The 12,622-nt window shown below is 72.7% G+C and carries 12 protein-coding genes; 1 reads left to right on the top strand and 11 read right to left on the bottom strand.

The window, feature by feature from the left end:
- The 10 genes from ruvB to pgsA all read right to left on the bottom strand — a co-directional run.
- Positions 1-1,051: Holliday junction branch migration DNA helicase RuvB (gene ruvB, locus NBZ83_RS23335; RefSeq protein WP_261575797.1), on the bottom strand; the 1,051-nt coding region annotated here is incomplete at its 3' end.
- A gap of 52 nt (positions 1,052-1,103) precedes the next feature.
- The gene (gene ruvA / locus NBZ83_RS23330) at positions 1,104-1,796 is read right to left on the bottom strand and encodes a Holliday junction branch migration protein RuvA (protein WP_261566323.1); all 693 of its coding nucleotides are present in this window, start codon (positions 1,794-1,796) and stop codon (positions 1,104-1,106) included.
- Positions 1,793-2,329, bottom strand: a complete 537-nt coding sequence (gene ruvC / locus NBZ83_RS23325) for a crossover junction endodeoxyribonuclease RuvC (RefSeq protein WP_261566322.1) — start codon at positions 2,327-2,329, stop codon at positions 1,793-1,795. The genes ruvA and ruvC overlap by 4 nt, the downstream gene beginning before the upstream one ends.
- A gap of 113 nt (positions 2,330-2,442) precedes the next feature.
- Positions 2,443-3,198 carry a YebC/PmpR family DNA-binding transcriptional regulator gene (locus NBZ83_RS23320; protein ID WP_261566321.1) on the bottom strand — a complete coding sequence of 252 codons (756 nt, stop codon included), beginning with the start codon at positions 3,196-3,198 and terminating at the stop codon, positions 2,443-2,445.
- Positions 3,199-3,220: 22 nt separating this feature from the next.
- Positions 3,221-3,820, bottom strand: a complete 600-nt coding sequence (gene pdxT, locus NBZ83_RS23315; RefSeq protein WP_261566320.1) for a pyridoxal 5'-phosphate synthase glutaminase subunit PdxT — start codon at positions 3,818-3,820, stop codon at positions 3,221-3,223.
- A complete protein-coding gene (gene pdxS, locus NBZ83_RS23310; protein ID WP_261566319.1) occupies positions 3,817-4,746 on the bottom strand; it encodes a pyridoxal 5'-phosphate synthase lyase subunit PdxS in 930 nt (309 codons plus the stop codon). Before pdxS ends, pdxT begins: the two co-directional genes overlap by 4 nt.
- A 149-nt stretch (positions 4,747-4,895) precedes the next feature.
- Positions 4,896-5,546: a LemA family protein gene (locus NBZ83_RS23305; RefSeq protein ID WP_261575796.1), complete on the bottom strand. Its 651-nt coding sequence runs from the start codon at positions 5,544-5,546 to the stop codon at positions 4,896-4,898.
- A gap of 52 nt (positions 5,547-5,598) precedes the next feature.
- Positions 5,599-6,726 carry a glycosyltransferase family 4 protein gene (locus NBZ83_RS23300; RefSeq protein ID WP_261566317.1) on the bottom strand — a complete coding sequence of 376 codons (1,128 nt, stop codon included), beginning with the start codon at positions 6,724-6,726 and terminating at the stop codon, positions 5,599-5,601.
- Between the two features lie 28 nt (positions 6,727-6,754).
- Complete coding sequence (locus NBZ83_RS23295) at positions 6,755-7,612, bottom strand: phosphatidylinositol mannoside acyltransferase (RefSeq protein WP_261566316.1); 858 nt, start codon at positions 7,610-7,612, stop codon at positions 6,755-6,757.
- On the bottom strand, positions 7,609-8,298 hold the full coding sequence (gene pgsA, locus NBZ83_RS23290; protein WP_261566315.1) for a phosphatidylinositol phosphate synthase: 690 nt from the start codon (positions 8,296-8,298) through the stop codon (positions 7,609-7,611). The genes NBZ83_RS23295 and pgsA overlap by 4 nt, the downstream gene beginning before the upstream one ends.
- 168 nt (positions 8,299-8,466) lie before the next feature.
- Between pgsA and NBZ83_RS23285 the strand changes: the two genes are divergently transcribed.
- Positions 8,467-10,656 (top strand): elongation factor G-like protein EF-G2, encoded by a 2,190-nt coding sequence (locus tag NBZ83_RS23285; RefSeq protein WP_261566314.1) that lies wholly within the window; start codon positions 8,467-8,469, stop codon positions 10,654-10,656.
- Between the two features lie 30 nt (positions 10,657-10,686).
- On the opposite strand, the gene NBZ83_RS23280 is transcribed toward NBZ83_RS23285, so the two are convergent.
- Entirely contained in the window at positions 10,687-11,256 is a 570-nt protein-coding gene (locus NBZ83_RS23280) for an HIT family protein (RefSeq protein ID WP_261566313.1), read from the bottom strand.
- Between the last annotated feature and the right edge of the window lie 1,366 nt (positions 11,257-12,622).

Here is a 12,622-nt window from a genome sequence, read left to right as displayed (position 1 = left end):
GGATCGGGGCGGTGTCCGGGAAGAGCGGGGCCTGGCTGCGGCCGAGCGGCTCGGCGATCGGCTCGAGTCCGAGGTGCTCGAAGGCCGCGGCGGTAGCGACCCGGCCGCGGGAGGTACGAATCAGCAGGCCGGCCCTCAGCAGGAACGGCTCGGCGACGTCCTCGACCGTCTCCGGCTCCTCCCCCACCGACACGGCCAGCGTGGTGAGACCGACCGGGCCGCCGCCGAAGCGACCGACGAGTGCCTCCAGCACGGCCCGGTCGAGGCGGTCGAGGCCCAGCCCGTCCACGTCGTAGATCCGCAGCGCCGCCCGGGCGACGTCGCGGGTGACCACCCCGTCGGCGCGCACCTCGGCGTAGTCGCGCACCCGGCGCAGCAGCCGGTTGGCGATGCGAGGGGTGCCCCGGGAGCGCCCGGCGACCTCGGTCGCGCCCTGTTCGGTGAGGCTGACGCCGAGCAGGGCCGCCGAGCGGGTCAACACCCGGGCGAGCTCGTCCGGAGAGTAGAAGTCCAGGTGGGCGGTGAAGCCGAACCGGTCGCGCAGTGGCCCCGTCAGCAGCCCCGACCGGGTCGTGGCGCCGACCAGCGTGAACGGCGCGACGTCGAGGGGGATTGCGGTCGCCCCCGGCCCCTTGCCCAGGATCACGTCGACCCGGAAGTCCTCCATCGCGGCGTAGAGCAGTTCTTCGGCGGGACGCGCGATCCGGTGGATCTCATCGAGGAACAGCACCTCCCCGGGGGACAACGCGGTGAGGATCGCGACGAGGTCGCCGGCCCGTTCGATCGCCGGGCCGCTGGTCATCCGCAGCGGCACCGCCAGCTCCTCCGCGATGATCATCGCGAGGCTGGTCTTGCCCAGGCCCGGCGGGCCGGACAGCAGGACGTGGTCCGGCGGACGCCCACGCGCCCGCGCGCCCTCCAACATGATCGAAAGCTGCTCCCGGACCTTGCGCTGGCCGACGAACTCGGTGAGGGTACGCGGGCGCAGCCCGGCCTCGAACGCCTGCTCCTCGGCATTCGCGGCGGCCGAGACGAGGCCGTCGGCGCTCATCCGCCGCCGCCGGACGCCCCGGACGCAGCCGGCCCAGCTCCCGCCGACGCGGTCATCGGCGCAGCACGGCCAGGCAGGCCCGCAGTAGTGTCGGCGCGTCGGGCGCGGTGTCGGCCGCCGAGGCGTCGGCCGCCGAGGCGCCGGCCGACTGGTCCGGGTCGTCCGGGGACGCGGCCAGCACGGCCAGAGCACGCGACACCGCGTCGTCGGCCTCCCGCGCGGAATAGCCCAGACCGGTCAGGGCCTCGCGCACGGTGTCCGCGACCCCGTCGACGCCGCCCGCGCTGCGCCCGTCGGCCTGAAGGCCGCCCGCCGCCCGGGGCGCGGGCACGGGGGCGCCGCGCGGCGGGCCGAGGCGGTCGCGCAGGTCAAGGACGATCCGCTGGGCGCCCTTGCGCCCAATCCCGGGGACCTTGGTGAGCGCCGCGAGATCCTCCTCGGCGACCGCGCGGCGGACCGTGTCCGGATCATGCACACCGAGGACGGCCTGGGCGAGCTTCGGCCCCACCCCGCCGGCGGACTGCAGGATTTCGAAGACGTCGCGGGCATCGGTGTCGGCGAAACCGTAGAGGGTCAGCTCCGTCTCGCGCACGACGAGGGTGGTGGCGAGGCTGGTCGGCTCACCGACGCTCAGCCGGGCCAGTGTCGCCGGGGTGCACTGGACGAGCAGGCCGACGCCGCCCACCTCGACGACGGCGGACAGCGGCCCGAGCGCCCTGACGGTGCCGGACAGCGAGGCGATCACGACGTCCCCGCTGGGCGGCGTACGGGTGCGGCGGGCGCCGCCGAGCGCAGCCGGGCGAGCGCCGGGCCCCGCCACAGGTGACAGAGCGCCAGCGCCAGCGCGTCGGCGGCGTCGGCCGGCCGCGGCACCTCGGTCAGTCCCAGCAGCCGGGTGACCATGAACCCGACCTGGGCCTTGTCGGCTCGCCCGCTGCCGGTGACCGCGGCCTTGACCTCGCTGGGCGTGTACAGGGCCACCGGCAGGTCGCGCCGCGCGGCAAGCATGATCGCTACCGCGCCGGCCTGAGCCGTGCCCATCACCGTGCGCACGTTGGCCTGGCTGAAGACTCGCTCGACCGCGACCGCCTCCGGACAGGTGCGATCAAGCCAGGCGTCGATGCCGTCGGCGACGGCCCGCAGCCGGTCGGCCACCTCGGCACCGGCCGGCGTGCGCACCACCCCCACCTCGACCAGGCGGGCGCGGGAGCCAGGGGCTCCGTCGACCACCCCCAGGCCGCAACGGGTCAGCCCCGGATCGACGCCCAGAACCCGCATCCACCCTCCCGACCACTCACCCGCGAGAACACTTGTTCGATGATAGATCGGTCGGCGCAACCGGACATCCACGACACGCCCAACAGATCGCCTCCGGCGCGGCGACGCCCCACTCAGCTGCTGACGAGCTCCATGACGTCGTCGGAGATGTCGCCGTTGAACCACACGTTCTGGACGTCGTCGAGATCCTCGACCGCTTCGAGAAGCTTGAGCACCTTGGCCGCGGGCTCGGCGTCCAGCGGCACGCTCACGCTCGGCAGCCAGGAGATGTCCGCCGAGGTGATCTCCAGACCGGCGTCGGTGGCGGCCACCCGCACCGTGTGCAGGTCGGTGGCCTCGGAGATGATCTCGAAGGTGTCGCCGAGATCGTTGACCTCCTCGGCGCCCGCGTCGAGCACGGCGAGCAGCACATCGTCCTCGGTGAGCTCGGCGGACTTCGTCACCAGCAGGACGCCCCTGCGGTTGAACAGGTACGACACCGAACCGGGATCGGCCACCGTGCCGCCGTTGCGGGTGATCGCCACGCGAACGTCGGAGGCGGCCCGGTTACGGTTGTCGGTGAGGCACTCGACGAGGATCGCAACACCGCTCGGCCCGTACGCCTCGTAGGTGATGTTCTCGTAGTTCACCCCGCCGGCGAGCTCGCCGGACCCCCGCTTGACCGCTCGCTCGATGTTGTCGTTCGGCACGGACTGCGACTTGGCCTTGGCGATCGCGTCGGCCAGCGTCGGGTTGCCCGCCGGATCGCCGCCCCCCGTCTTGGCGGCGACCTCCACCGTCTTGACCAGTTTGGCGAAAAGCTTGCCCCGCCGCGCATCGATGACTGCCTTCTTGTGCTTCGTGGTCGCCCACTTGGAGTGACCGCTCATGTCCTGCCCCTCTTACTCGCGATCACCGACCGGATCCGGAAGATCGCGCAATGTCGACGAATAGCCGGTGCATCCTGGAGTCACCGGTCAGCTCCGGATGGAACGCGGTGGCCAGCAACGAGCCCTGACGGACCGCCACCGGCGCCTCGGCGACACGAGCCAGGACCTCGACCGCATCGCCCGCCTTTTCTACCCATGGTGCTCGGATGAAGACCGCGTGCACAGGCGGCCCCTCCACACCGTCGACGTCGAGGTCGACCTCGAACGAGTCGACCTGCCGGCCGAAGGCGTTGCGCCGGACGACCATGTCCAGCCCACCGATCAGCGGCTGGTCCGGCCGGCCATCCACGACGTCCCGCGCAAGCAGGATCATGCCAGCACACGAGCCGAACACGGGCAGGCCCGCCACCACCGCCGCCCGCAGCGGCTCCAGCAGCTCGAACACCTGCAGCAGCCGGCCGATCGTCGTGGACTCGCCGCCGGGCAGAACCAGACCGTCCACCGCGGCGAGCTCCGTCGCACGGCGGACCTCCACCGGCCGCGCGCCGACGTCACTCAGCGCCCGGGCGTGCTCCCGCACGTCCCCCTGCAGCGCGAGGATGCCGATCCGCGGACCGCTCACCAGCCGCGGTCGGCGTACCGGGCTGCCGACGGGAGCTCGGCGACGTTGATGCCGACCATCGCCTCACCCAGGCCCCGCGACACCTTCACCAGGACGTCCGGGTCGTTGAACATCGTGGTGGCCTCGACGATCGCGCGGGCGCGCCGCGCCGGATCGCCCGACTTGAAGATCCCGGAGCCGACGAACACCCCGTCCGCGCCGAGCTGCATCATCAGCGCCGCGTCCGCGGGGGTGGCGATGCCGCCGGCGGTGAACAGCACGACGGGCAGCCGGCCGAGCCGAGCCACCTCGGTGACCAGCTCGACGGGGGCGCGCAGCTCCTTGGCCGCGGCGTAGAGCTCCTCCGCCGGCAGCGCCGAGAGCCGGCCGATCTCGGCGCGGATGGTACGCATGTGCACCACCGCGTTGGAGACCTCGCCGGTGCCCGCCTCGCCCTTGGAGCGGATCATCGCCGCCCCCTCGGCGAGACGGCGCAGCGCCTCGCCGAGGTTCGTCGCCCCACAGACGAACGGCACGGTGAACGACCACTTGTCGATGTGGTGGTGCGGGTCGGCCGGGGTGAGTACCTCGGACTCGTCGACGTAGTCCACCCCGAGGGCCTGGAGCACCTGGGCCTCGACGAAGTGCCCGATCCGGGCCTTGGCCATGACCGGGATGGACACCGCCTCGATGATCTCCGAGATCATGTCCGGATCGCTCATCCGGGCGACGCCGCCCTGGGCGCGGATGTCGGCGGGCACCCGCTCCAGGGCCATCACCGCGACAGCGCCGGCGTCCTCGGCGATGCGCGCCTGCTCGGCCGTGACCACATCCATGATCACGCCGCCCTTGAGCATCTCCGCCATGCCACGCTTGACGCGGGCGGTGCCGGCATGCCGGGCGGAGTCGGTCGCCGGGCCGGCGGTGGCAGTCTGGCCCTGGGACATGATGTGCCGTCTCTTTTCGCTCCAGTCGGGCACCACGGCCGGCTCCGCCATGTCAGGCACACCTGCATGTCGGATACCCAGCCAGGTGATTCCCGTGCGGGTGGGTCGGTTCCCCATCGTACGGCGCAGGCCGCGCCGACCGGGCAAGATCAGGAGGCCAGGCCCGGCCGGTCGCCGTGGCCGAGCGGCCCGTCGTGGCCGAGCGGCCCGTCGTGCCCCGGCCGGTCCTCGCGTCCGGGCGCGTCGGCACCCCGCACCGAGCCCTCGACGAGACGCGGCCAGGGCTCCTCTCGAAGGGGCAGCGCGTCGTCGATCTCGAAGTAGCCGGGCGGTGGGCGGCGCCCGGACAGGTGGAGCACCCGGACCACCCGGCGACCCGCGAGCGCCCGCTGGTCACGGACCGCGTCGTTGTGGAACTGGCGGGCCAGCGCCACCCGGGCCGCACCGGAGTCGACCGCGTGCAGCTCGATGGGAAAACGCTGCCCGGCCGCCGCGACCTCGACGGAGCGCAGAGACCGGCTCAACGCGTTTTCGGCCAGCTCGACCGCGGCGTTCAAGGGGGCGCCGGCGAGCAGTTCCGGGTAGGCCGCCCGCGTGCGGGCGGCGCTGACCGCCAGCTCGTCGAGACCGCAGCGCTCGGCGAGCTGCGCCGCGGCGTCGGCGCGGGCGACGAGCTGGGTGATCAGACCGCCGCTGGCGTCCGACACCCGGGCGGCGAGCCGGTCGAGCCGGCGGGCCAGCCAGGTCAGATAGGTCGCGATCGCCACCACGAGGGCAACGACCACCACGAGGACGGTCATCTCGCGCAGCGTAGCCAACGCAGGGATGTGACCTGGCGCCGGTACCGCCCGGCTACGTCGACGCGAGCGACACCCGACGGTCTCCGGAGACCATCTGGTAGACGCCGACGATGCGCTCGGCGATGGTCCGCCAGTCGTAGGTCTCGACGACCACCCGGCCTCGGCGGACCAGCCCGGCGGCCTCCGCCGGATCGGTGAGCACGTCGGCGAGGGTGGCGGCGAGTCGCGCGGGATCGCCGACGTCGAACAGCCGCCCAGCGCGACCGTCGTCGAGCACCCGGCGGAACGCGTCGATGTCGCTGGCCACCACGGCGGTCCCGGCCGCCATCGCCTCCAGCAGCACGATCCCGAAGCTCTCCTGGCCGGTGTTCGGGGCGCAGTACACCTGGCCGGAGGCGAACACCCGCGGCTTGTCGGCATCGGAGACGAGGCCCAGCAGGTCGACCCGGGACCGCAGCTGCGGTTCCAGCCGTGCACGCACCGCCGCGGCGTCCCCGGGCCCGGCGACGAGCAGGCGTGCGTCGTCGATCCGGGCGGCGAGCGCCGGCATCGCGGCCAGCAGCACGTCAAGGCCCTTGCGCGGCTCGTCGATGCGGCCGAGGAAGGCGACGGTGGGCCGCCCGTCGTCGTAGCCGGGCAGCGGCCGGGCATCCGCGAAGTGCTGCACCGCGACCCCGTTGGGGATCAGGATGGCGTCGGCGCCGAGATGCTCCACGAGCGTGCGCCGCGCAGCCTCGGAGACGGCGATGCGGGCGCGCAGCTTCTCGAAGGACGGCTGCAGCGCGCCCTGCGCGGCGGTCAGGAACCGCGACCGGGGGTTCGCGGTGTGGAAGGTCGCCACGATCGGCCCGTCGGCGAGCATGCAGGCCAGCAGGCTGACACTCGGCGCGCTGGGCTCGTGCACGTGCAGGACGTCGAAGTCGTGTTCGCGCAGCCAGCGGCGGACCCGGGCGGCGGAGACCGGGCCCATCAGCAGCCGGGCGACCGAGCCGTTGTAGGGCACCGGCAGCGCCCGACCGGCGTCGACGGCGTAGGACGGCAGGGTCTGCTCGTCGTCGACGGGGGTGATGACCGAGACCTCGTGCCCCGCCGCGAGCAGGGCCTCGGCGAGGTCGCGCACGTGGACCTGGACCCCGCCGGGGACATCCCACGTGTAGGGGCAGGCCAGGCCGATCTTCACGACGCCGCCGCGGGGCGACCGGGCGGGGTCACGCCTCGTCGCGCCAGACGCGCTGGAGCATGTGCCAGTCGGCGGGATGGGCGGCGATGCCGGTGGCGAAGGCGTCGGCGAGGTCCTGGGTCATCGTCGCGACGTCGCTCGGCCGCGCCGCGGGGTGGATTCGCGCACTCCACCCGTCCCGGTCGAACCACAGCGTGACCGGCAGCAGCGTCGCCCCGGTGGCCAGCGCCAGCGCGGCGGGGCCACCGGGCATCGTGGCCCTGGCGCCGAAGAACCGCACGCCGATGCCCGTGCGGGACAGGTCGCGGTCGGCGAGCAGGCACAGCATCCCGCCGGCCCGCAGCCGGTCGGCGAGCAGGCCGAACGGCGGGCTCTCGCCACCCGTCAGCGGGATGACCTCCATCCCGAGCTCGGAGCGGAACGCGACGAAACGCTCGAACAGCGACTCGGGCCGCAGCCGCTCGGCGACCGTGGTGAACGGGACGCCCGTCGCCGCGAGCCAGGCGCCGGCCTGCTCCCAGTTGCCCATGTGCGGCAGCGCCAGAATCGTGCCCGCGCCGCGGGCGTGCGACTCGCGCAGGAGGTGCTCGTCGAGGACCCGCATCCGGCCGACGATCCGCTCCGTGCCGAGCTCGCGCAGGCGGAAGACCTCGAGCCAGTAGCGCGCGTAGGAGCGCATCGCCATCCGGGTGAGTCGGTCCAGGTCGGTGCCGGCCGGCGCGACCCGGCTCAGGTTCGCCCGCAGCCGGCGGACCCCTCGCCCGCCGCGCCGGTACGCCGCGTCGGCGCCGAGCCGGAACGCCGCGGCGGCGACCGACTCCGGCAACAGTCGCACGCCGCGCCAGCCCAGCGCGTAGCCGAGGTCGGTGAGCCGCCCCTCGGTCACGGCCGCCGCGCGGGCCCGGATGGCATGGCCCCGGACGGGACGGTGGGGGCCGCGGTCGACACCGGCGGCGCCGGCGGGTCACCCGCGCGGTACCACTGACGGTAGACGTGTACCACGCGCTGGGCGACGGTAAGCGTGGTCGCGGCGACGAGGAACCACAGGGCGGCGGGCAGCAGGTAGGGCACGCCGAGGCCGTACAGACCGGCGGCGACCAGCAGGATCAGCAGCCGCTCGCCGCGCTCGGCGAAGCCGACGTTGCAGGTGAAGCCGAGCCCCTCCGCGCGCGCCTTGACGTAGGAGGTGATCGAGCCCGCCACCAGGCAGACCAGCGCGGCGACGACGAGCGGCAGCGAGTCGCCGTCGCCGGCATACCAAATGATCAGCGAACCGAAGATCGCACTGTCGCCGACGCGGTCGGAGGTGGAATCGAGGAAGGCCCCCCACTTGGAGGAGATACCTCGGGCGCGGGCGATCACCCCGTCGATCAGGTCCGAGAAGACGAACAGAGTGATCACGACCGTGCCGAGGAAGAAGACCCCGCGGGTGAAGAACCCCAGCGCGGCGCCCGCCACTCCGATGGTGCCGATGATCGTCACGACGTCGGGCGATATCGACGACCTGGCGGCCCACTGGCTCACCGGGTCGAGCACCTTCTGGATCTGCGGTCGTGCCTTGCTAGCGAGCATGTGGTGTCCCGTCGTCCCGCGTATACCCGGCTTCGGGCGGTCTTCACAGTACCGCCGCCACGATCCGTGCATTCCCGACCACGGCTCCACTCGGGCTTGTGCCCCACGTCACCTGGGAGCACTCTGCCGTTACGGACAGGATCTCACCTGCCTATCAAGGAGGCGAGGATGTCAACAGCCTCGTGCGATGTACGTAACGTCGTCCTGGTGGGGCACACCGGCGCCGGCAAGACGGCCCTGGTGGACCGGCTGCTCGCCACCGCCGGGCCGCCCGAACGCCAGAACGGCGACCATCAGCTCGTTCACACCAGCTACGTCGGGCACGCCGACCCCGATCACCGGCCCTCCCGGTCGGTCAGTCTTTCCTTGTGCTCGGTCAGCCACCGCGGGCTCACCATCAACCTGCTCGACACCCCGGGCTACCCGGACTTCATCGGCGAGCTGCGCGCGGGCCTGCGCGCCGCCGACGCCGCCCTGTTCGTCGTCAGCGCCGTCGACGGCGTGGACGGCGCGACCGGCCTGCTGTGGACCGAGTGCGCCGAGGTCGGCATGCCGCGTGCCATCGCAATCGCCCACCTGGACCATGCCCGCGCCGACTTCACCGCGGCGGTCGAGGAGTGCCAACGCGCCTTCGGCACCGGGGTGCTGCCGGCCTGGCTGCCCCACCGGACGGCGGACGGCACCGTGCGACTGACGGGGCTGCTGACCGGCCGGACCGTCGAGTACGGCCCCGGCGGGCGGCGCGAGTCCACGGCCGAGTCGGGCCGGTCCGACCTGCGCCACGCCGCCGCTCGTGCCGCCCTCGTCGAGGGGATCATCGCCGAGAGCGAGGACGAGACGCTGCTCGACCGCTACCTGTCCGGCGCCGACCCCGATCCGGACCTGCTGCTCGCCGATCTGGAGACCGCGGTCGCCCGCGGCACGTTCTTCCCGGTGTTGCCGGTCGGCCTGCGCACCGACCAGGGCGCGCACCAGGGCGCGAACCAGGGCAGCGGCGACCGGATCCCGGCGCGGACCGGCGGGTTCGGCTCGACGGAGCTGCTCGACCTGCTGGCCCAGGGCTTCCCCGCGCCGGCGGAGCATCCCCTCCCGGCGCTGACCCGCCCCGACGGCACGGCCTGCGCCCCGGGCACCGGCGATCCCGCCGGGCCGCTGGTCGCCGAGGTCGTCAAGACGACCACCGATCCGTATGTGGGCCGGATGTCGGTCGTGCGGGTCTTCAGCGGGACGCTGCGCCCGGATGACCCCGTCCACGTCAGTGGGCACGGCCGGGCGGCGGCCGGCCGTGCCGACCATGACGACGACGAGCGGGTCGGCGCGCTGTCCCGGCCCTACGGCTCGGCGCTGCACAGCGTGCCGGACTGCCCCGCGGGCGGCATCTGCGTGGTGACGAAGCTCGCCACCGCCGAGACCGGCGACACCCTGTCCAGCCTCGACGATCCGCGGCACCTGTCCGCCTGGACGATGCCCGAGCCGCTGCTGCCGGTCGCCATCCGAGCCCGCGGCCGCGCCGACGAGGACCGGCTGTCGACCGCGCTGTCCCGGCTGGCGATCGAGGATCCGACCCTACGGGTGGTTCAGGATCCGGAGACCGCGCAGCTCGTCCTGTGGAGCATGGGCGAGGCGCACGCGGACGCAGTGCTCGAACGTCTCGCCCAGCGCTACGGCGCCACCGTCGACCGGGTAGCGACGATCATCCCGCTGCGGGAGACGCTGCGGGCGCCCGCGCGCGGGCTGGGCCGCCAGGTCAAGCAGTCCGGTGGGCACGGCCAGTACGCCGTCTGCCAGCTCGAGGTCGAGCCGCTCCCGCCGGGCAGCGGTTTCGAGTTCGTCGACGAGATCGTCGGTGGCGCCATTCCCCGCTCGTTCATCCCCTCGGTGGAGAAGGGCGTCCGGGCGCAGATGGCCCAGGGGGTGCGAGCCGGTCACCCGCTGACCGACCTGCGGGTGCGCCTGGTCGACGGCAGGTCGCACAGCGTCGACTCCTCGGATCTGGCGTTCCAGATCGCCGGCGGGTTGGCGCTGCGCGACGCCGTGCGCAGCGGCGGTGTGGTCGTACTGGAGCCGGTGCTGGCCGTCGACGTGTCGGTGCCCGACGAATTCGTCGGGACGGTGGTCAGCGACCTGTCGACCCGACGGGGACGGGTCGTCGGCATGGATCCGGTCCCGTCGGCGCCGGGTAGCGCACCGTCGTTCGCCGCGACGCGCACCGTCGTCCATGCCGAGGTGCCGGAAAGCGAGATGTCCCGGTACGCGACAGAGCTGCGCTCGCTGAGCCACGGAACAGGAAGCTTCCACCGCGAGCCGCACGGCTTCGAGCCGATGCCACCGCAGCTCACCGATTCGCTGATCGGCTGATCGCCCGCTCGGCCTACTCGCCGCAGCGGCCTACTCGGCCGGGGCCGCGCCTGCCCAGGCGTCGGCGAGCATCGCCCGGGTCTGCCCGAGCAGGGCGGGCAGCACCCGGGTCACCCCCACCACGGGCATGAAGTTCGTGTCGCCACCCCACCGGGGCACCACGTGCTGGTGCACGTGGGAGGCGATTCCGGCGCCGGCGACGTGCCCGAGGTTCATGCCCGTGTTGAAACCGTGGGCCCCGCTGGCGGTACGCAGCACGCGCAGGGCACGCTGCACGAAAAAGGCCATCTCGACGATTTCCTCGGAACCCATCTCGGCATAGTCGGCGACGTGCCGGTAAGGCACGATCAGCAGATGCCCGGCATTGTATGGATAGAGGTTGAGAACCGCATAGACGGTTTTCCCGCGGGCAACCACCAGCCCGTCCTCGTCGGACATGTCGACGATGGAGCAGAAGGGGCATTCATCGTCGCGGTCGCGACCTTCACCCTTGATGTAGGCCATCCGGTGGGGCGTGTAAAGGCGCTGGAAGGCGTCGGGACCGCCGACCCCGGCCTGTTCCTCGAGCGGAACCCCGTCGGGCGAGACCTGGGCGGTCACTGGGCTGTCACCGCGGCCCCGCCGCCCCGGCCAGGGCAGAGGATTCCGCAGGTGGTGCCGGTTGGGCGGGAGGCGGCGGGCCGGGCGCGCCCAGCGGCGCCAACCCCGCCACCGTCATCGGACGATCCCCCTCGAAGGGTGGCCAACATCCCGCCAATTTATCAGGACGTCGACCGATGAGGCGGCTCCGGCGAGGGCGAGACGCTCACGCGCAGGTGCGCGCCCACAGCGGAAGAGGGAGACTGACGGCGTGGGGGGGTCGTCGCCAGTCTCCCTCGAGTGGCGTATTTGGTTTCGAACCACGGCGTCCCGGTCGTCACGGCGACGCACCCGAAGGGAACCGCGCCCGAGAAGATTTCCCAGCGCAACCCCCCGCGAGACGTCGCGTCAACAAAGGGACCCGCTACGCCCTGCCCGATCAGAGTAGCGGGTGTTAAGCCGATCTGTACAGGGCGGGTCTCATGCCGCCCGAAAATAACCGGGCACACATCGCCGGGCCGGACCTGAACTCGTGGGCACACCGAGCAACTCACCGAAGGGGCGGGACGCACAGCGATGCCGATCAACGATGGGCCAACCGGTACCTCATCGGCCGCCGCAATCGGCTCGCCTCACCTTCCGCCGCCAGGAGCTGACAGACGACGGCCACTGGGAACGCTGGCCGGCCGGCGACCAGGGGACACCGTCCGCCCCGGACCACCCGGGGTAGCCCACCCAGGCGGAAACGGTCGCCCAAACCCGGATGATCTTCCGGCATTTAGGCCACTCTTCTCGGCTTCCCGGACCGGAAAATCAACCGTCGGGCGGCCCGCCGGACACCCGGACCACTGCCGTCGACTCCCGCCGATACTCACTCGTCGTCACCGTCCGCCGGACGACGTTCGAGGCGGCGTGGGCGCCCCATCCGCGGGCCCGATGTCGAGCGCCCCCACCAGCATGGCACCAAAGTGGGGTCGCGAGGAGGTTATTCCGGTCCGGCCAACACGCAGCCAGGGCGCCCGGATCGGGAGAAAAGCGGCATTTGCGCTGGTAGGAAGCCAGTCCACCACCCGAGAAAGGATCTTGACCCGGCCCGCCGTCATAGGCCCGCCACACGCGAGCCCGCCGACACGGCGAGGTAAATCAGCTGCAGGAACCGACACCAAAGGGGAAACAGCTGCGGATCACCAACGGCCGAATCCCAAAGGCGCGAGCATGAGCACGAACCACCGGCACCGGACGCTTCCCGCGCCCCCTCGGACCGCTTCCATCCAGACCCTCGCCCGACGCCGACCCCGCCGACGCCCGGCACTCCCAGGGCAGCGCACTCCCAGGGCAGCGCACTCCCCGCGCCTTACCGCCCCACTTCACTCCACCCGCCGTGACC

The sequence above is a fragment of the Frankia gtarii genome, from assembly GCF_025403375.1.
Taxonomy (GTDB): domain Bacteria; phylum Actinomycetota; class Actinomycetes; order Frankiales; family Frankiaceae; genus Frankia; species Frankia gtarii.
Note: the sequence above shows the minus strand (reverse complement) of the source record. Positions and strands in the feature narration are given on the sequence as shown.

Excerpts from the sequence above, each read along its gene's own strand:
- ruvC (WP_261566322.1), bottom strand. The coding sequence starts at position 2,329 with ATGCGGGTTCTGGGCGTCGATCCGGGGCTGACCCGTTGCGGCCTGGGG.
- NBZ83_RS23320 (WP_261566321.1), bottom strand. The coding sequence starts at position 3,198 with ATGAGCGGTCACTCCAAGTGGGCGACCACGAAGCACAAGAAGGCAGTC.
- pdxS (WP_261566319.1), bottom strand. The coding sequence starts at position 4,746 with ATGTCCCAGGGCCAGACTGCCACCGCCGGCCCGGCGACCGACTCCGCC.
- NBZ83_RS23305 (WP_261575796.1), bottom strand. The coding sequence starts at position 5,546 with ATGACCGTCCTCGTGGTGGTCGTTGCCCTCGTGGTGGCGATCGCGACC.
- pgsA (WP_261566315.1), bottom strand. The coding sequence starts at position 8,298 with ATGCTCGCTAGCAAGGCACGACCGCAGATCCAGAAGGTGCTCGACCCG.
- NBZ83_RS23285 (WP_261566314.1), top strand. The coding sequence starts at position 8,467 with ATGTCAACAGCCTCGTGCGATGTACGTAACGTCGTCCTGGTGGGGCAC.